Below are 18,444 nucleotides of genomic sequence, written 5' to 3'. Positions count from 1 at the left end.
CCGCTCACAGCGCGTCGAGACCCGCCTCCTCGAGCAGGCGGGCGGCCGCCTCCTCGGCCAGACGTTCGCGCCCGCGGCCCTCGACGGGCACGCGCCCCCGCTCGAGCAGGAGCGGCGCGGCCAGAGGCGGAACGCGGGTCAGGCGGACATGGTCGATCCGGGGGCCGACGCGCGCCAGCATCTCCTCGATCCGGCCCCAGTCCACGAGGCCGCGCTGCGCCTCCTCGCGCGTGACGCGCAGGAGCAGGTGGCCGGGATCGTAGCGCTGGAGCGTGTCGTAGAGGATATCCGACGAGAAGGTGGCCTGCCGCCCGGTCCTGCGCAGCCCGGGCATCTGGCGTTCGATCAGGCCGGCGATCGTGGCCACGCCGCGGAAGGTGCGCTTCATCACGGCGTTGCCCGCAAGCCACCCCTCGAAACCGTCGCGCAGCCCCTCGGGCTCGAGAAGGCGGGCGGGTGCCTCCACGGGCCGGAGCCCCGAGATCAGGAGCGCGTGGTCCGTGGCCACGAAGCCCAGCGGGTCGAGCCCCTCGGCCTCCATCCGGCGCGTCAGCAGCAGGCCCAGCGTCTGGTGGGCGTTCCAGCCCGCGAAGCCCCAGAGCGCGGCGTGCCATCGCCCCTCGGCCGGAAAGGTCTCGATCAGGAGCCGGTCCCAGGCGGGCAGGCGGGAGATTCGTGCCTGCAGGTCCAGCCATTCGGCCGTGTGCCGCGGCAGGCGCACCCAGGCGGAGCGGTCCTCGATCAGCCCGAGGATGCGGCGGGTGAGCGCCACGGAGGTGGGGAACTTGCCCCCGCCGAAGGCGGGCACGCGCGGCTCCCGGTCGCGGCGGCGCGAGACCTCGACCGAGGCCTCGCGCAGCGACTCGAAGCGGACGATCTGGCCGCCGATGAGAAAGGTGTCGCCGGGCGAGAGGGTGGAGGCGAAGTACTCCTCGACCTCGCCCAGAGGAGCCTGGGAGCCGCGCAGGCGGACCTTGAGCGTGCCCTTGTCCTCGATCGTGCCGAGATTCATGCGGATGCGCCGCGCGCTGCGGGGATCGCGCAGCCGCCAGAGGCCGTCGTGCTCGACCAGCCGGCGCCAGCGGTCGTAGGCGCGCAGGGCATAGCCGCCCGTGGCGCAGAAGTCGAGGCAGGCGTCGAAATCCGCGCGGGGCAGGTCCCGGTAGGGGCCGGCGGTGCGCACCTCCGCGTAGAGGTCGTCGGCCGCGAAGGGGCCGGAGCAGGCGCGGATCAGGATGTGCTGGCAGAGCACGTCGAGGGGGCCCGGCCCGCGGGTCTGGCCGTCGAGATCGCCTTCGCGCGCCGCCTCGATGGCGCAGACGCATTCGATGACCTCGAAGCGGTGGGCGGGCACAAGGACCGCGCGCGACCGGCCGCCTGCGCGGTGGTTGGCGCGGCCGATCCGCTGGACGAGGCGCTTGACGTATTTGGGCGCGCCCATCTGGATCACGAGGTCCACCTCGCCCCAGTCGAGGCCCATGTCGAGCGTGCCGGTGCAGACGACGGCGCGCAGCTCGCCCCGCTGCATCGCCGCCTCGACTGCCTGGCGCTGCTCGCGCGCAAGCGAGCCGTGATGGATGGCGATGGGCAGACCCTCGTCGTTCTGCATCCAGAGGTGGTGGAAGAACAGCTCGGCCTGCGCGCGCGTGTTGTGGAAGACGAGGGTGCAGCGATGCGCGCGCACCAGGTCCAGCACCTCGGGGATGGCATGGAGCGCGGCGCCGCCGGCCCAGGGCGGCGGGCGGCGACTCATCATCGACAGGTCCGGCTCGGCGCCAGAAGGGGCGCGCACGATCGTCGCGTCACGGGGCGCGGGGGCGAGGCAGCGGCCCATCGCCTCGGGGTCCTCCACGGTCGCCGACAGGCCCACCCGGCGAAACCCGGGCGCCAGCGCCTCGAGCCGGGAGAGCAGAAGGAAGAGCTGGTCGCCGCGCTTGCTCTCGGCCAGGGCGTGGATCTCGTCCACCACGACCCGCTGCAAGCCCGCAAACAGGTGCGGCGCGTCCTCGTGGGACAGGAGCAGGGCGAGGGATTCCGGCGTGGTGAGCAGGATGTGGGGCGGCTCGGCCCGCTGGCGGCGTCGCGCGGCCTGCGGGGTGTCGCCCGTCCGGTCCTCGACCCGCACGGGCAGGCCGAGTTCCTCGACCGGTGCGAGAAGATTGCGCCGGATATCGGCCGCGAGTGCCTTGAGCGGCGAGACGTAGAGCGTGTGCAGGCCCTCTCTCCCGCCGGACGCCAGATCGATCAGACTCGGCAGGAAACCGGCCAGAGTCTTGCCGGCCCCCGTGGGCGCGACCAGCAGGACCGCCCGCTCGCCGGCATGGGCCAGCATGGCCTCCTGATGGGGATGAAGCCTCCAGCCGCGGCGGGACAGGAAGGGTTCGAGTCGCGGATGAAGGCTCATGCTCCTCATCTAGGATGCCGGACCGCCGGGGGAAACGCCCGCGCCGTGCGGCTTTCCGCCAGCGGCAGCAGCATCCGCAGCAATCGTGATGATGCGGGGCCTTGTGCCGCCGCCCGCCCCGGCCGATGGTGCACGCCATGGCCGCAGGCGCGTCCTTCCAGCTTCGCATTCCGCTCGCCCGCGGCGCCCGCTTCGGTCCGGGAAAGGCTGCCCTTCTGGCGCTGATCCGGCAGACGGGGTCGGTCGCCGCCGCCGCCGAGCGCATGGGCATGAGCTATCGTCGCGCCTGGGGCCTCGTGGTGGAGGCCAACCGCGCCTTCCGCACGCCGCTCGTGACCCTGGCCCGGGGCGGGGAGGGCGACGGCGGCGCCCGGCTGACCAAGGAGGGCGAGGCCGTGCTCGCCTCCTACCGGGCGCTCGAGGCGCTGCTGGCGCGCGAGGGCGCTCCGTTCCTGGCCGCGATCCGCGACCGCGCCCTGCCGGACGGGGCCGCGGAGATGGCGCCGAAGGGCGTGTCCAGGAAGGAGGTCACGGGCTCGGAGGCCGACCGGGAGGAGGCGACCGGCAGGTTTCCTTCTCCGGACGCGACCATCTGACGCCCGAAGCGCGTCACTGCCAGACGCGCAACCGCGCACGCAGCATTCCCAGCCGGGCGCGGACCTCGGAACTGGGGAGACCCCCGCGAGGCGGATCCTCCAGCGTGTCGATCCAGCGCATCTCGGGTTCGATCGCGCGGCCGCTGCCGCGGCGCATCCAGCGCAGCCCCGCCAGCACCGCGCGCGCGCTGTCCGGGAGCGTCCCCGGAGCGCGTTCTCCGGCCAGGATGCCCCAGAGCCGCGTCCAGCAGCGGGCGACCGACCAAGGATTGTAGCCCCCGCCTCCCAGCAGCAGGAGCCGGGGAGACAACGGCCGGATGGCCGCCACGGCCGCAGCATGCGCGTTGTTGGACAGGGCCAGGCCCGACTGGGGGTCCTCCAGAAGACCGTCGGCTCCGCACTGGAGCACCACGGCATCGGGCCCGAATGCCTCGACGACCGGCAGGATCAGATGATCGAGCACGCGGGCCATGTCGTCGTCGTGGAAGCCGCGCGGCACGGGCAGGTTCCAGACCTGACCCGCCCCCCGATCCGCAAGGGCCCCCGTCCCCGGCCATCGGCCTTCCTCGTGAACCGAGAGGACCAGCGTGTGCGGATCGTCCCTGAAGGCGAGTTCGACACCGTCGCCGTGATGGGCGTCGAGATCGACATAGGCCACGCGGCGTGCCCCTTGCGCCCGCAGGGCGAGGACGGCGAAGACCGGATCGTTGAGATAGCAAAAGCCGCTCGCGCGGTCGGGCAGGGCGTGATGGGTGCCGGCGCCGGGCACATGCGCAACCCCGCCCTCCCGCAGCAGTTCGGCCGCAAGCATCACGCCCCCCACCCCGGTGGCAGGACGGCGGAACATCTCGGGGAAGACGGGATTGGAGGGCGTGCCCAGACCATGCCGCGCCCGGGTGGCGGCATCGACCTGCTGGCGCCGCTCGGCCTCCTCGAGCGCCGCGACATAGGCGGGGCTGTGCCAGACGGTCAGCGCAGCCGCCCGGGCGCGCGGACTGGTGCGGAAGCGGTCGGCCGGCAGCCAGCCCAGGGCGCGCGCCAGATCCGTGACCGTGCTGACGCGGGGGATGCGCAGCGGGTGCCAGGCGCCATAGCTGGAATGGCGGTAGATTTCCGAGCCGACGAAGACGGGTGTCAGGATCGGGGAGCCTCCGCGAGCGCCGCCTCGACCGCGGCGGTGATCGCGCGCCCGGTGGGGCGTTCGGCCGAGCCCCATGTGCCGAGGACCGAGCCATCCCGGCCGATCAGGACCTTGTTGAAGTTCCAGCGCGGCACGAACCCCGTCTCCTCGCGCAGCCAGGCATAGAACGGGTGGGCGTCGGGGCCTCGCACGGGAGTCACGGTGGTGATCGGCAAGTCCAGCCCGTAGTTCAGCTGGCAGAAATCCCGCACCTCGCGATCCGAACCCAGTTCCTGATTGAAGCTGTTGGACGGGATGGCGACCACGACGAGGCCCCGCGGGCCATAGGCGTCGAACAGCGCCTGAAGCTGGGCATATTGCCACGTGTAGCCGCAAAGCGACGCGGTGTTCGCCAGAAGGACAGGACGGCCGGCCCAGTCGGCGAATCCCATCTCGCCGCCGTCGATGGAGCCGAAGCGGAACTCCGCCAGGATGCTGCGTTCGGCACGGGCGGGCGCTGCCGGACCGAGGGACCCGACCGCGGCGCCCAGCAGCATGATCACGGCAAACATCCAACGCATGGGCAGCCTCCCCTCGCCCCCGGATCGCGACGGAAAAGCTAGGGGAGCGCCATCGAAGGTCCAGTGGCGACGTATCGGCCACGCCTGCGCGAGCAGCCCGCGAGAAAGGCATCCCGCCCGTTGCAGCCGGCGCGGAGGCGCCTATTTTCCTCCGAACCGCATGGAGATGACGGGCCATGGTCCGCTACAGCCTTTCCTGCGCGGACGGCCACGAGTTCGAGAGCTGGTTCCAGTCCGCTTCGGCCTTCGACGATCTGTCGGCGCGAGGGCTGGTGACCTGCGCCTCCTGCGGCTCGACGCAGGTCCGGAAGGCCCTGATGGCCCCGGCCGTGGCGAGCAGCCGGGACGAGCCGTCGCTGTCGTCCCCGCGCGACGAGCGCGAGGCGATGCTGGCCCGCCTGCGTCGGCGCATCGAGGAAGAGAGCGACTATGTCGGACTCTCCTTTGCGGCCGAGGCGCGTGCGATCCACGAGGGTCGCGCGCCGGAGCGGTCGATCTGGGGAGAGGCCCGGCCGGACGAGGCGCGGGCCCTGCTGGAGGACGGTGTCCCGGTCGCCCCCCTTCCCTTCGTGCCGCGCCGTCAGACCAACTGAGCCGCATGGCGGCGTGTCGGGGGGCCGCGCCGCCGTTCAGCCGCCCGGTGCGGGATCGAGATCGGGGCTCATCAGGTCGAGGATGTCGTCCACGAATCCGTCCGGTCCGTAGCGGGCCACGAGGTCGAGCAGTGCCATGCGCATCGCGCGCAGACGCCCCGAGTCGCGGGCGATCGCCGCCAGCCGGTCGGGCAGGGCGGCAATGGAGGCGGCATCCTCCCCGCAGCGGACCGTGGCCTTCTCCCATAAGGCGGCATCGCCCGGCGCGCGCCAGGTCTCCGACAGGATCACAGGAATGGAGCCGTTCAGCGCGGCCTCCCACAGGCGGATCGTGTTCGGTCCGGAGCCGGACGGGCAGAGGGTGAAGACCGACTCGTCCATGATGTCCCGGAACAGGGCCGAGCGGCTCTCGTCCACGAGGTCGGGCCGTCCCGGCTCGAGGCGGCCCATCACCTGCATGTCGTACACGATCGACTGGTAGTGCCACCCCTCCCGGTCCACGACGCAACCCCGTGGATCGCCCTGCAGCAGATCCACGATCAGGGTTCGCGCCTGCGTGAGGTAGTTGGGCTGGGCCCTGGCCCCGACAAAGGAGAACAGATGTCGGCGGGGCCTGCCCACATCCTCGGCCCCGCGCGGCTGCTGCTGGACGGGAAAGAGGGGGAAGGGATGAACGCGCAGGTCGCGGGCCTCGGGCAGGGCGGTCTGCCCGATCGCGGCATGGGACCAGAACAGGTCCGTGACGCCCGCCTGAACCAGGATCTCGGCATGCTCTGCCATGCGGATGTGCTGAGCCACCGTGACGACGCGGTCATAGGGGGGCACCCGCGCCCTGAGGGCGGCGAGGGCCGACCAGAGGGTGGCGGTGCGGGGGTGATCGCGGCCCAGCTGCCGCATCAGGTCGATGAGCGTGGCGAAGGGAAAGGCGAGATAGACTGCCCGATGAAAGCCGTCGGTCGCTGGCAGGCGCTCGCGCATCCGGGCGAAGGCGTGCTGCTCGGTGATGGCGGGGTGCTGCCAGTCGGCATCGTGCGCCAGCCAGGCGGGGCGCGGCAGGCTGCGCAGGCGCTCCTCCTCGGCCCATCGCTCCAGCGTCCGGTTCAGCCGGACCCCGCTCATCTGGCTTGCGGATTCGGCCCAGATCTCGACGTCGAGCCGCGCCGGGACTCCCAGTTCGCCGCCCGGGCGGACCATGGCGACCCCGCCGATGATCCTGCGGTCGCCCTTCTTGCTGTAATAGCGCAGTCCGCTCTCGTGGACATGGACCGCGCGCACATGGGGGAAGGGATTGTGGACCGTCCGGCCTTCCGTGGCCAGAACGTAGGCCACCTTGTTGTCGCAACGCGGCACGCCCAGCGGAATGTCCAGCCGGGATTCGAGCCGCTCCTCGTCGCGGTCCGGTTCCACGACCATGGCCCAAGCGTCCTGCGACCAGTGCGGGTCCGGGTGCGGCTCGAGGATGCCGTTGCGCCGCTCGAAGCGCGTGAGCGCCACGAAGGCGCGGGGATCGGTCTCGAACAGCCAGCCGAGCAGGCCGATGCTGCTGTCGAAATGGATGTCGCTGTTGGCGAGGACCGCCACGTGGCCGGGGCAGATCCGCCGGGCGGCCCGAACCCAGTCGCGATAGGTCGGACGCCGTCCGAGACGCAGGACACCCAGCCGCCGGTCCCGGCGCGGCAAGGGGGTGTCGTCCTCCATCAGGAGGATGATCCGCGCAAAGAGGTCGCAGGCGAGGTTCTGGTCGAGACAGAACAGAAGCTCGTCCGCGCGTGCCGGATCTGCGGGCGTGTAGAAGGGTGCGAACAGGAACAATCCCCGTCCGCCGACCAGCTCCGGCGAGGGAGCGGGGCGCAGCAGCGCCGCAGAGGATTCCTCGGCCCCCCTCCCCTCCGGGATCTCCCCTGCGCCCTCCTGGTCCGATTGCTGATCGAGCATGCCGGCAGCCTTCAGGTTCCCGGCCGCTGGCCTGCCCGGTCCTCGGCCCTGGCAGTCCACGGGGTTCCGCCGGCGACCGGCCCCGGCGCCGTGACCGCATCGGCGTCACCGGCGAGCCCTTCCGATGGCTCCGTCGTCCGCTGGAACAGACCGCTGGGCGCCCGCCGGTGAGACTGAGGTTCTGCAGGGCTGTCCGGTTCGGGAACCGGGCCTTGGGGTCCGGCCGGACCCGGTATCCGGTCCGCGCCGCCGTCCGGGTTCTCGGCATCTGCACGGTTGTTCGGCCCGGCACACCTGGCCGGTGCAGAGGGTGCGGGAGCGTCGAGGAGGCTGCGTTCATGAAGCCGGATCTCGGCATTCGTCAACTGCACCCTGAGGGCGGCAGCCTGTTCGCGGAACGACGCCAGATCCGCTGCCATGGCTGTCAGGCGGCTCTCCGCATCGGTCAGGGCTGCCCGCAATTCGCTGCTCTTCTGCTCGGCGGCCTGGGCCCGGGCCTTGGCACGCTCGAGTTCGGTTCTCAGCCCCTCGGCCTGACGCAGCCTTTCCTGCGCACGAGCCAACTGCGCCTCCGTCTCCCGGAAGTGCCAGGAGCGCTGGGTGATCCAGATGCGCAGCCGCGTCTTGATCCGCTGCCAGACCGGCACCATCCACAAACCCCCGACCGCCGCATGGGACGAACACTGCACCCTTATTGGCCCATCCGGCCGAAATGGGCCAGACCTTGCGCATCGTGCCGGACCTGTCACACGGACGACACCTTTTCCACCATACTGGAAGAATGGAAATAGACGCCGCGGCTTCGGCCTTCTCTGCACTCGGGCATCCTGGACGCCTCAGGCTGTTCCGGCTCCTGATGCGATTCGCGCCGCGCGGTGTGCGTCCCACCGAGATGGCCGAGGCGCTGGCCATGCCGCCGAGCACCCTCTCCCACCATCTCGCCGAACTGGACCGCACCGGCCTCCTGCGGTGCGAACGCCGGGGCCGGTCGCTCTTCTATGCGGCCGATCTCGCCGCGGCCGAGCGCCTGATCGGCTATCTCGCGCTCGATTGCAGCCGCGGCCGTCCCGATCTCGTCCTGCCCCTCCTGACCACGCTCACGGATCGCGCTCCCATGTCCCCACCGGCCTTCAACGTCCTGTTCATCTGCTCGGGAAACTCTGCCCGTTCGATCTTTGCCGAGGCGCTGCTGCGCGATATCGGCGGCGACCGCTTCCGCGCCCATTCGGCCGGCACGCGGCCCAATACCGAACTCAACCCCTTTGCGCTGGAAGTCCTGCAGCGGAACGGCCACAGCCTCGAGGGGCTGCGATCCAAGCACGTCTCCGAGTTTCAAGAGCCCGGAGCGCCGGTGATGGACTTCGTCTTCACCGTCTGCGACACGGCCGCTGCGGAGGAATGCCCTCCCTGGCCGGGCCAACCCATCACGGGCCACTGGGGGCTGCCCGATCCTGTCAAGGCGCAAGGCACCGACGCGGAAAAGGCTCTGGTCTTTGCCCAAACCTATGGCGCCATGCGCCGCCGGATCGAGGCCTTTGTCGCCCTGCCTTTCGAGACGCTGGACCGGCTGGCGCTGCAGGCGCGCGTGGACCGTATCGGCCTCGAGGCCGAGGAGCAGGAGACCCGATGAGCCGTCCCCGCATTGCGCTCAACGGCCTCGGTCGCGTGGGCAAGCTCGTGCTGCGCGACCTGATCGACACCGGCTCGGGTGGCGACATCGTCCTGGTCAACGAACCGCAGGGCGATGCCGCGCAGAACGCGCTTCTGCTGGAATTCGACAGCGTCCACGGCCGCTGGCCGGCCGAGATCGCGGCCGGGAGCGATGCCCTCGCGATCAACGGTCATCGGCTGCGCCTCACGGCCGAGCGGCGGATCGAGGCCTTGCCGCTGGCCGCCATGGGCATCGACGTGGTCGTGGACTGCACGGGCGCGTTCCGCAGGCTCGCCGCCCTTCAGCCCTACCTGGAGGCGGGCATCCGCACGGTCGTGGTGTCCGCGCCTGTCAAGGACGAGGGCGCGCTGAACCTCGTCTACGGGATCAACCATCATCTCTTCGATCCAGCGGTGCACCGCATCGTCACGGGGGCCAGCTGTACCACGAACTGTCTGGCCCCCCTCGTGCGGGTGATCCATGAAGGCCTCGGCATCCGGCACGGCTCCATCACCACGATCCACGATGTCACCAACACGCAGGTGGTGGTGGACCGACCGGCCAAGGACGCCCGCCGCGCACGGTCGGCCCTTCTCAACCTCATTCCGACCACCACCGGCTCGGCCACGGCCATCGCGCTGATCTATCCCGAGCTGGCCGGCCGGCTGAACGGACATGCCGTGCGCGTGCCCCTGCTCAACGCCTCGCTGACCGATGCGGTCTTCGAGGTCGAGCGTCCGACCACGCCCGACGAGGTCAACGCCCTCTTCGCCGCGGCGGCCGAAGGACCGCTGGCCGGCATCCTGGGCTTGGAGACGCGCCCGCTCGTGTCGTCGGATTTCCGGGGCGACCGGCGCTCGGCCATCGTCGATGCGGCCAGCACGATGGTCGTCGGCGGCACCCAGGTGAAGGTCTATGCCTGGTACGACAACGAATGGGGCTATGCCTGCCGGCTGGCCGACATCGTCCGCATGGTCGTGGCCGCGCGATGACGGATCTCGCCGCACCCCCCCGGCCTTGGCGCGCCTACGCGGCCGTGACGGCGGCCTACTGGGCCTTCATGCTCTCGGACGGCGCGCTGCGGATGCTCGTGCTGCTGCACTTCAACACGCTGGGCTTCACGCCGATCCAGCTGGCCTGGCTGTTCCTGCTCTACGAACTGGCCGGGATCGTGACCAATCTCTGGGCGGGCTGGCTTGCGGCACGGTTCGGTCTCGCATCCACGCTGTATGCGGGTCTGGGCCTCCAGATCGGGGCGCTCGCGGCGCTGGCGCAGCTCGATCCCGCCTGGGGCGTGGCCGCGTCGGTCGGCTTTGTCATGGCGGTCCAGGGCGTCTCCGGCGTGGCCAAGGACCTCGCCAAGATGTCCTCCAAGTCGGCGGTCAAGGTTCTGGCCCCCGATGCCGACGGCACGCTGTTCCGGTGGGTGGCGGCGCTTACCGGGTCCAAGAACGCGGTCAAGGGTCTGGGTTTCTTTCTGGGCGCAGCCCTTCTCGCGCTCGCGGGGTTCGAGGCGGCGGTCTGGGGCATGGCGGCCGTCCTGGCGGCAATCCTGCTGGGGGTGGCGCTGTTTCTGCCGTCGGGCCTGCCTGCGCGGGATCGCGGCGCGCGCTTCGCCGCCTGGCGCTCGAGCGATCCGCGCGTCAACCGCCTGTCGCTCGCACGGCTCTTCCTGTTCGGAGCCCGCGACGTGTGGTTCGTGGTCGGGGTGCCCGTCTATTTCCAGACGGTGCTGTCGGACGGAACCGCCGAAGGACGGCGTTGGGCCTTCTTCGTCATCGGCGGCTTCCTGGCGCTCTGGATCATCGCCTATGGCGCGGTGCAGGGCCTTGCGCCGCGTCTGCTGGGACGGCGGACGGCCACGGCTCCGGCCGCTGCGGAGCAGGTCATCCGCTGGGCCGCGCGGCTCGTGCCGATCCCCTTCGTCCTTGCGGCGCTGGCCTGGCTGGCGGGCGAACCCTCGACCTGGCTGACGGCGACGCTGATCGGCGGGCTTCTGCTGTTCGGAGCCGTCTTCGCGATCAACTCCTCTGTCCATTCCTACCTGATCCTCGCCTTTGGCGACACAGGCCGGATCACCCGCGATGTGGGCTTCTACTACATGTCGAATGCCGCCGGCCGACTGGTCGGGACGCTCCTGTCCGGGCTCAGCTTCCAGGTCGGAGGGCTGCCGCTCTGTCTTGCCACCGCCGGTCTCATGGCAGCGCTGAGCTGGCTGGCCGCGCGGCGGCTGCGCCCCGTGACGGCCCCGTCGCCATGAGGTCCGCGCCGCGGCGACCGCTGCCGGACTGCCGGCACGCGGCGGCAGTCCGGCGGGGAGGACGGAGCCGGGGCCGGAGGGTCTCCTCCCCCCGACCGCAGGAGGCGGACGCCGCATCGGCGTTCAGATCCGGCACTCCTCCGGCACGTCGCGCCAGCGTCCCCCGTTGCCGAGGTCCACGGAGGCGTGCCAGACCGCGATGGCGCGGAGCCGGGGCGTCTGGCGGGGCGCCACCTCCGCGCCATCCAGCCTGATCCGGGGGCCGTCCCATCCCTCGCCCGGCAGGTCGCGCCACTCCACGTCGAGATGCTTGGCGGAATGGACGAAGAGGTGCCTGAGGGCCCGCGCCGGCAGCGTCGCGGCGAGCGCGAGGTCCGGGCGCCACTCGGCCTCCTCCAGGATGAGCGGCTCGCGCAGCGCCTTGAGTGCGATGGCGAGGCCGCGCGCCTGAAGGCTCACCCTCGCGACGAGGCGCCGGCGGGTCCAGCCCTCCTGCAGGGAGGGCGCGTCGAGCTCCCGATCGTCCAGTTCGTTCAGCTTGCGCGCGAAATAGGCCGTGCCCCGCCGCGCCAGCAGCAGGTCGGCATGGGGCGCGGCCTCGGCGTCGTAGCGCGCACCGGCCCCCTGCCGGGCACGCAGCGCAGCCCGCCCGCTGTCGTCCTGCCCGGTCATCCGTTCTCCACCTGCGTGCGCATGACGTGCAGCCGCTCCATGATCGGCGCGTCCGAGAAGCGGAACAGGTCGAACTGCGTCTCGGCCTCGAGCGACCAGGGGACCCACGACGGCACGACGAACAGATCGCCCTTGTCCAGCCTGTGCGTCTCGCCGCCCAGGACCACGGCGCCCGAGCCTTCGAAGACCTGAAACACGGACGAGCCGACCTCTTGGCGGCGCAGGGTCTCGGCCCCCGCCCTGAGACGGTGGAACTCGCAGCGGATGGTGGGCATCACGTCGCCGCCCGTGGTCGGGTTCACGTAGCGGATGGCCGCATGGCCCAGCTCGACCGTGGCGGGATTGCCCTCGTCCTCGAGCAGGAGCTGCTCGGTCAGGGCGCGGTCGGTGAACTCCCAGCGGTAGGCCCCGATCGGCGAGCTCACGCTGTCCTGCAGCTGCGACAGCGGCCTGAGGCCCGGATGGCACCAGAGGCGCTCGGACTGGCTGAAGTTGGGCGTCGCGTTGTCGGTGACGCGCTCGGCCCCGAACTCGAAGAAGCCCACGTCCATCTGCTGGCTGAAGGGGATGTCGAGCCCGTCGATCCACGCCATCGGCCTGTCCGCGACGTTGTGGTGGCCGTGGAAGTTCCAGCCCGGCGTCAGCAGCAGGTCGCCGCGCGACATCCGCACCGGATCGCCGTTGACCACCGTCCAGACGCCCTCGCCCTCGACCACGAAGCGGAAGGCGTTCTGCGAGTGGCGATGTTCGGGGGCGTTCTCGCCCGGCAGCAGGTACTGGATCGCGCACCAGAGCGTGGGGCTGACATAGGCATGCCCGCCCAGCCCCGGATTGGCCAGCCCGATCGCGCGCCGCTCGCCCCCCCGTCCCACGGGCACGAGGCGGCCCGATTCCTCGGCCAGGGGCAGCATCTCTGCCCATTTCCAGACGTGGGGCACGGCCCTGGGCTTGGGATGGGCGGGCATCAGGTCGCCCAGCTGCGTCCAGAGCGGGTTCATGTGCTTGTCCTCGAACGCCCGGTAGAGCGCGCGGAGTTCGGGGGTGTCGTCCGGCTGCATCGCGTTGTCCATGGCGGTCTCCTCGCGGGTGCGTGCGGTCAGGCGGCGTCGGGCTGGTTCGGGGGCGCGGCGTCGCGGAAGGCGGGGATCCGGTCGAGCTCGGCGAAGATGCGCGCGATGGTCGGCCAGGTCTCGAGGGGGATGCCGAAGCGGCGGTTGTTCCAGACCTGCGCATAGAGGCACAGGTCCGCCAACGTGGGCGCCTCTCCGTGGCAGAAGCGCCCTGTCAGGGGGCTGTCGGAGAGGGCGGTCTCGAGCGCGTCGAAGGTCAGGCCGACCCAGTGCGCGAACCACACCTTCTGCGCCTCCTCGTCGGCGCCGAACTGGTCGCGCAGGCGCAACAGCACCCGCAGGTTGTTGAGGGGGTGGATCTCGCAAGCGATCATGCAGGCGAGCGCGCGCACCCGCGCCCGGCCGTCGGGGTCGGGCGGCAGCAGGGGCGGCTCGGGATGGGTCTCCTCCAGCCACTCGATGATCGCCAGCGACTGGGTCAAGTGGCTGCCGTCTTCGCGCTCGAGCGTGGGCACGAGGCCTTGGGGATTGCGCCGCAGGTAGTCCGGCTTCCGCGTTTCGCCGTCGCGCAGGACGTACGGCACATACTCGTAGTCCAGGCCCTTGAGGTTCAGCGCCGCGCGGACTCGTGTCGAGGTCGAGGACCGGAAGAAGTTGTGAAGCCTGAGGGTCATTCGCGCGGCCCGATCCGTGTCGTCAGCTCGCCCAGACCCTCGATCGAGACGACGCAGATATCGCCCGGCACCAGCGGGCCCACCCCGGCCGGCGTGCCCGTCATGATCACGTCGCCCGGCCTGAGCTCCATCGAGTGCGACAGGATCGAGACGATCTCGGGCACCGACCAGATCAGCTCGGAAAGGTCGGCCTGCTGCCTGACCTCGCCGTTCACGGTCAGGCGGATGGACCCCTTCGACGGGTGGCCGACGGCCGAAACGGGATAGACCGGCGCGATGGGGGCGGAGCGGTCGAAGCCCTTGCCGAGGTCCCACGGCCGGCCCTGATCCCGCGCCTTGAGCTGGAGGTCGCGGCGGGTCAGGTCGTTGCCGACAGCGTAGCCCCAGACATGCTCGAGCGCCCGCTCGGTGGGGATGTCCCGGCCGCCCGTGCCGATCACGGCGACCAGTTCGGCCTCGTGGTGGAAGTTCTCGGTCTCCGGCGGATAGGGGATCGTGGCGCCGTCCTCGACCACGGAATCCGCGGGCTTGAGAAAGAAGAAGGGCGGGTCGCGATCGGGGTCCTTGCCCATCTCGCGGGCATGGGCGGCGTAGTTGCGGCCGATGCAGAAGATGCGGCGCACGGGGATCCGGTCTACACTGCCCGCCACGGCAAGGCTCGGCACCGGGGCGGGATCGAACACGTAGCCCATCGTCGGGGTCTCCTTCTGCGGGGTCATTCTGCGGCCACGCCCGTCACGGCCGCCTCGTCCAGGCCGTTCGAGCCGTAGAGCCACCTCAATTGCCGGTACCAGTCGTCGGGGGTCATCGACCGCATGACGTGGTTGCGGACGGCGGCCTTGGCGTCGTCGGGATGGTAGATGTACTCGCCGATCAGGCGGCTGTTCATCTGCACGCGGGCAGTCCGGACCCTGCGCATCTCCTGGTAGCGCTGCAGCGCGACCTCGGGGTTCTCGCCGAAATGCTCGAGGCAATGCGAGAGCGCCACCGCATCTTCCATGGCCATGCAGGCGCCTTGGGCGAAGTATTGCAGCATCGGATGCGCGCTGTCCCCGAGCAGGGCCACGCGGCCATCGACCCAGTTCGAGATCGGGTCGCGGTCGCAGAGCACCCACAGCTTCCAGTTCGATCCGTGCTCGATGATCTGGCGCGCCTTCGGGTGGACGTGCTCGAAGCCCTGGGCGACCTCCTCCCGGCTCACGGGCTTGCCGGCGATCGCCTCCTTGACGTCGCGGTGATAGGTGACGACCAGGTTGAAGACCTTCCAGCCCTTCAGCGGATAGTGGACGATGTGGCACTTCGGCCCCGCCCAAAGGGTCGCCGCGTTCCAGCGCAGGTCCTCGGGCATCTGCTCGGTCGGGATGACCGAACGGTAGGTGGTATGCCCCGAGACGCGCGGCTCGCCGTCCCCGATCATCTGGGCGCGGATCGGCGAGCGCAGCCCCTCGGCGCCGATCAGCAGCCGGCCCCGGATCGGCTCACGATCCTTCACGAACAGGGTCACGGTGGTGCCGTCCTGCGCGTAGCCCGTCACGAGATGATCGGTGCGGATGTCCACAAGCCCGCTGTCGCGGCAGGCGTTCAGGAGAACGCTGTGCAGGTCGGCCCGGTGCACCACCGCGTAGGGGTTGCCGTAGAACCGGCGGAACGGCTCGTCGAGAGGAATTGCGGTGATCTCCTCGGCCGTCTGCGCGTCCATCAGCCGCAGCTTGTCGATGAAGACCGCGACCGCCCGCGCCTCGTCGCCGATGCCGAGATAGTCGAAGCAGTGAAAGGCGTTCGGTCCGATCTGGATGCCGGCCCCGATCTCCCCGAGCTGGGGGGCCTGCTCGACGACGATGGACCTGAGGCCCTTGCGGGCCAGGCCGCAGGCCGCTGCCAGCCCCCCGATGCCGGCGCCCGCGATGAGGATGGGAAGCTCTTGCGTCATGGTCGGGTTCTCCCGGATGGTTGTGCAGCCGCGGGGGCGTCAGAAGGGTCGCACGACCCAGGGCACGAGGATGACGATCAGGATGACGAGGATCGCGGCGAGGACGTAAGGCGCGACCAGCCTCGACAGCCGCGTGATCGGCACGTCCGCGATGGCGGCCGCGATGTAGAGCCCCACCCCGACGGGGGGCGTGAGCAGACCGAGGACCAGCGTCATCGACACCATGATCCCGAACTGGACGGGGTCGATCCCGTAGCTCGAGACGGCGACCGGCAGCAGGATCGGCACCATGATGATCAGCGCCGCGATGCCGTCGAGGACCATGCCCACGACGATCAGCGCCAGCATCACGAGGACCATGAAGATCGTCGGATCCCCCGTGAGCGAGGCAATGAAGGCCGCCACCGCCTGCGGGATCTGGTTGAAGGTCAGCACCCAGCCGAAGACCTTGGCCGCCATGATCAGGAACAGCACGATCGCCGTGTTCGTCACCGTCCGGTCGAGGATCGCCGGCAGGCTCTTCCACCGCAGGTCGCCGAAGACCGGCCCGCCCAGGACCAGCGCGACGACGATGGCCACGGCCGCGGATTCGGTCGGGGTGAACACGCCGAAGCTGATGCCGCCCACGATGACCAGCGGGATGACCATCGTGGCCAGCCCCGGAAGGCTCGCGCGGACCCGGCTCGCCTCGGCAGGGCGACCGGCTGCGGCGCCGGCACGCTGATTCCGCGCCGCCTGCCACAGGGTCAGTGTCAGGACGAGGGCGAAGAGGATCAGGCCCGGCACGATCCCCGCCCGGAACATGTCGGCGATCGAGACCTGCGCGATGACGCCGAAGATGATGAGGATCATGGAGGGCGGGATGATCGGCCCGAGGAGGCCCGCCGACGCCGTCACCGCCGCCGAATAGCCGCGATCGTAGCCGGCCCGCTCCATCTCGGGCACCACCGTCCGGCTCATGACGGCGATCTGCGCCGTGGCCGAGCCCATGATCGCCGCCAGCGCGAGGTTGGCGACGAGGTTGACGAGCGGAAGGTCGTGGCGGATCTGCGTGAGCCAGGCGCGCGCGGCCCGGAAGATGCGGCGGGTCAGCCCCCCTTCGTTCATGATCTCGCCCAGCATCACGAAAAGCGGGATGGCGAGCAGGTCGAAGGTCTCGATGCTGCCGAAGGCGATCTGCGGCACCGCATCCAGGACGGGCAGACGTCCCGTCATGAAGAGGAACACGAAGGTGGTGGCGATCAGCACGAAGGCGACCGGCATCCCGCTGGCGAGAAGCACGACAAAGCTCAGACCGGTCATGGGGCCGCCTCATGGTGTTCGCCGGCGGGTCGCAGGATGTGCGCGACCATGTGGACAAGGGAGGTGACGCAGAACACGGGGACCACGAGGAAGAAGGGCCATTTGGGCCATCCGGTGGTGATGATCTGTTCGAAGGCGACCGCGGGCGAGGACACCCAGGCGACCGACTTCCACAGCAGCACGAGGAGGATGCCGATGATCACGAGGTTCACGGCCACCTCGACGATCCTGTGCCAGCGCGTCGGGAGCGCGTCGGCCAGCAGGGTCACGCCGATCTGCGTCCGGTCGTGGAGCGAGATCGAGATCGCCACGAAGGCCAGCCACACCAGCAGGACCGCGGCCAGCTCCTCGGCGAAGACGATCGGTCGGCCGGCCAGGTAGCGCATGCCGACATTGACGCTGATGAGGCCGACGAAGCCGACCACCATCACCCGGCTGACGACCCGCTCCACCGCCACGAGACCGTCCGAGAGGCGGAGCACGAGGTGCTCCGCGCCGCCGCCGATCCGCGCCGCGGTCATCACTCGCCCGTCCCGCGCGCCTGCTCCTGAAAGCGCCGGACGATCTCGTCCGACCCGTACTGCGCCTCGAAGGCGGCATTGGCAGCGGCGAAGGCCTCGCGGCCGTCTTCCAGCCGGCCGATCTCGATCTGGCCCTCGAGCGCGGCGAGGTTGGCGGCCTCGGCCGCGATCTGCTGCTCGATCCCCCAGGCGAGCGCCTCGTCGGCGGCGGCCTCGAAGGCCGCACGCTCCGCGTCGGTCATGCCGTTCCACGTGACCTGCCAGACGACGAGGACGGCCGGGAACGCCATGTGGCTGGTCAGCGTGAGGGAGCGCGCGACCTCCTGGAAGTTCTGCCCCACCAGCGCGTCGAGGTCGATGTCGATGCCGTCCAGCAGGCCGTTCTGGAGGCCGGAATAGACCTCGCCCAGGTTGACCGGGGTGGGCACGGCACCGACCGCCTGCCACCAGGTCTGCATCGCCGGAAAGGGCACGATGCGGATCTTCCTGTTGGCGAGATCCTCGGGCCCCTCGATCAGCCCGTCGCGCATCAGGATGTGGCGCATGCCGGCAAAGGTGTAGCCGATCCCCACGACCCCGCCCTGCTGAAGCTGGTCCAGCATCTCCTGCGCGGCCGGCGTCTCGGCCGCCGCCGCCACGTCCTCGAAAAGGTAGGGCGTGAACCAGCCTGCCATCGACGGCGCCCGCAGGCTGCTGACCCCTGCGGTCATGATCGCCGCATCGAGCAGCCCGGTGCTGAGCTGCTGGAACATCTCCTGCTCGGAGCCGAGCTGCCCCGCCGGAAAGACGACCAGCGACAGCGCCTCGCCCGATTGCTGCGGCAGCGTCTCGGCCATGCGGTGGGCGACCTGCGTCCAGACATGCGGCGGCGGCGTGATGAGGCCGATGCGCAGCTCCCTCGCCTCGGCAAGATCGGCCGAAGCGGCAGAGGCGAGCGCCGCGACAAGGGCGAAGCGGACCAACGGACGGTTCATGGTTTCCTCCCTGTACGGGTCCCTGAGGAACCTTCGTAATAAGTATACTTACCGTCAGTATGCTACCTATTGCGGGCTGTCAAGATAGTAAGTAGACATATCATCCACGGGTCCGGCATCGCCACGGGCGATCCGCCGGACCGAAGGTGGCAGGGCCCCGA

At 70.4% G+C, this 18,444-nt stretch carries 18 protein-coding genes; 5 read left to right on the top strand and 13 right to left on the bottom strand.

The window, feature by feature from the left end; translation table 11 throughout:
- Nucleotides 1-4 precede the first annotated feature (4 nt).
- Nucleotides 5-2,404 carry a ligase-associated DNA damage response DEXH box helicase gene (locus tag GT358_RS07540; protein WP_166581974.1) on the bottom strand — a complete coding sequence of 800 codons (2,400 nt, stop codon included), beginning with the start codon at nucleotides 2,402-2,404 and terminating at the stop codon, nucleotides 5-7.
- 137 nt (nucleotides 2,405-2,541) lie between these two features.
- Between GT358_RS07540 and GT358_RS16500 the strand changes: the two genes are divergently transcribed.
- Complete coding sequence (locus GT358_RS16500) at nucleotides 2,542-3,000, top strand: winged helix-turn-helix domain-containing protein (RefSeq protein WP_371416242.1); 459 nt, start codon at nucleotides 2,542-2,544, stop codon at nucleotides 2,998-3,000.
- Nucleotides 3,001-3,013: 13 nt separating this feature from the next.
- Here GT358_RS16500 and GT358_RS07530 read toward each other — a convergent pair whose 3' ends face one another.
- Entirely contained in the window at nucleotides 3,014-4,216 is a 1,203-nt protein-coding gene (locus tag GT358_RS07530) for an acetoin utilization protein AcuC (protein ID WP_166581973.1), read from the bottom strand.
- Complete coding sequence (locus GT358_RS07525; protein ID WP_371416241.1) at nucleotides 4,135-4,701, bottom strand: glutathione peroxidase; 567 nt, start codon at nucleotides 4,699-4,701, stop codon at nucleotides 4,135-4,137. Before GT358_RS07525 ends, GT358_RS07530 begins: the two co-directional genes overlap by 82 nt.
- A 176-nt stretch (nucleotides 4,702-4,877) precedes the next feature.
- Here GT358_RS07525 and GT358_RS07520 point away from each other — a divergent pair, with 176 nt between their 5' ends.
- Complete coding sequence (locus tag GT358_RS07520) at nucleotides 4,878-5,294, top strand: DUF1178 family protein (protein WP_166581972.1); 417 nt, start codon at nucleotides 4,878-4,880, stop codon at nucleotides 5,292-5,294.
- Between the two features lie 36 nt (nucleotides 5,295-5,330).
- Here the strand turns inward: GT358_RS07520 and GT358_RS07515 are convergent, their stop codons facing one another.
- Nucleotides 5,331-7,229, bottom strand: coding sequence for an exostosin family protein (locus GT358_RS07515; protein WP_166581971.1), 1,899 nt, complete (start codon nucleotides 7,227-7,229; stop codon nucleotides 5,331-5,333).
- A gap of 11 nt (nucleotides 7,230-7,240) precedes the next feature.
- The gene (locus GT358_RS07510; RefSeq protein ID WP_166581970.1) at nucleotides 7,241-7,879 is read right to left on the bottom strand and encodes a hypothetical protein; all 639 of its coding nucleotides are present in this window, start codon (nucleotides 7,877-7,879) and stop codon (nucleotides 7,241-7,243) included.
- Nucleotides 7,880-8,010: 131 nt separating this feature from the next.
- On the opposite strand from GT358_RS07510, the gene GT358_RS07505 reads away from it, so the two are divergent.
- The 3 genes from GT358_RS07505 to arsJ are packed head-to-tail and all read left to right on the top strand — an operon-like array spanning nucleotide 8,011 to nucleotide 11,140.
- Nucleotides 8,011-8,859, top strand: coding sequence for a metalloregulator ArsR/SmtB family transcription factor (locus GT358_RS07505; RefSeq protein WP_166581969.1), 849 nt, complete (start codon nucleotides 8,011-8,013; stop codon nucleotides 8,857-8,859).
- On the top strand, nucleotides 8,856-9,872 hold the full coding sequence (locus GT358_RS07500; protein WP_166581968.1) for an ArsJ-associated glyceraldehyde-3-phosphate dehydrogenase: 1,017 nt from the start codon (nucleotides 8,856-8,858) through the stop codon (nucleotides 9,870-9,872). The genes GT358_RS07505 and GT358_RS07500 overlap by 4 nt, the downstream gene beginning before the upstream one ends.
- Complete coding sequence (arsJ, locus tag GT358_RS07495) at nucleotides 9,869-11,140, top strand: organoarsenical effux MFS transporter ArsJ (RefSeq protein ID WP_166581967.1); 1,272 nt, start codon at nucleotides 9,869-9,871, stop codon at nucleotides 11,138-11,140. Before GT358_RS07500 ends, arsJ begins: the two co-directional genes overlap by 4 nt.
- A 123-nt stretch (nucleotides 11,141-11,263) precedes the next feature.
- Here the strand turns inward: arsJ and GT358_RS07490 are convergent, their stop codons facing one another.
- Genes GT358_RS07490 through GT358_RS07455 form a run of 8 tightly spaced genes read right to left on the bottom strand, consistent with a single transcriptional unit; the run spans nucleotide 11,264 to nucleotide 18,283 of the window.
- Nucleotides 11,264-11,812: a maleylpyruvate isomerase N-terminal domain-containing protein gene (locus tag GT358_RS07490; protein ID WP_166581966.1), complete on the bottom strand. Its 549-nt coding sequence runs from the start codon at nucleotides 11,810-11,812 to the stop codon at nucleotides 11,264-11,266.
- The gene (locus GT358_RS07485) at nucleotides 11,809-12,882 is read right to left on the bottom strand and encodes a cupin domain-containing protein (protein WP_208103377.1); all 1,074 of its coding nucleotides are present in this window, start codon (nucleotides 12,880-12,882) and stop codon (nucleotides 11,809-11,811) included. Before GT358_RS07485 ends, GT358_RS07490 begins: the two co-directional genes overlap by 4 nt.
- Nucleotides 12,883-12,908: 26 nt before the next feature.
- Nucleotides 12,909-13,556, bottom strand: a complete 648-nt coding sequence (gene maiA, locus GT358_RS07480; protein ID WP_166581965.1) for a maleylacetoacetate isomerase — start codon at nucleotides 13,554-13,556, stop codon at nucleotides 12,909-12,911.
- Nucleotides 13,553-14,248, bottom strand: coding sequence for a fumarylacetoacetate hydrolase family protein (locus GT358_RS07475; RefSeq protein ID WP_166581964.1), 696 nt, complete (start codon nucleotides 14,246-14,248; stop codon nucleotides 13,553-13,555). Before GT358_RS07475 ends, maiA begins: the two co-directional genes overlap by 4 nt.
- Before the next feature lie 23 nt (nucleotides 14,249-14,271).
- Nucleotides 14,272-15,486 carry a 3-hydroxybenzoate 6-monooxygenase gene (locus GT358_RS07470; RefSeq protein ID WP_166581963.1) on the bottom strand — a complete coding sequence of 405 codons (1,215 nt, stop codon included), beginning with the start codon at nucleotides 15,484-15,486 and terminating at the stop codon, nucleotides 14,272-14,274.
- Nucleotides 15,487-15,525: 39 nt separating this feature from the next.
- A complete protein-coding gene (locus GT358_RS07465) occupies nucleotides 15,526-16,788 on the bottom strand; it encodes a TRAP transporter large permease (protein ID WP_166581962.1) in 1,263 nt (420 codons plus the stop codon).
- Nucleotides 16,785-17,309, bottom strand: a complete 525-nt coding sequence (locus tag GT358_RS07460; protein WP_166581961.1) for a TRAP transporter small permease — start codon at nucleotides 17,307-17,309, stop codon at nucleotides 16,785-16,787. Before GT358_RS07460 ends, GT358_RS07465 begins: the two co-directional genes overlap by 4 nt.
- Complete coding sequence (locus tag GT358_RS07455) at nucleotides 17,309-18,283, bottom strand: TRAP transporter substrate-binding protein (protein WP_166581960.1); 975 nt, start codon at nucleotides 18,281-18,283, stop codon at nucleotides 17,309-17,311. Before GT358_RS07455 ends, GT358_RS07460 begins: the two co-directional genes overlap by 1 nt.
- Nucleotides 18,284-18,444: the final 161 nt, after the last annotated feature.

Source organism: Rubellimicrobium sp. CFH 75288, assembly GCF_009904055.1.
GTDB lineage: Bacteria > Pseudomonadota > Alphaproteobacteria > Rhodobacterales > Rhodobacteraceae > Rubellimicrobium.
The sequence above is the reverse complement of the archived record's forward strand: the minus strand, read 5'-3'. Positions and strand labels throughout refer to the sequence as shown.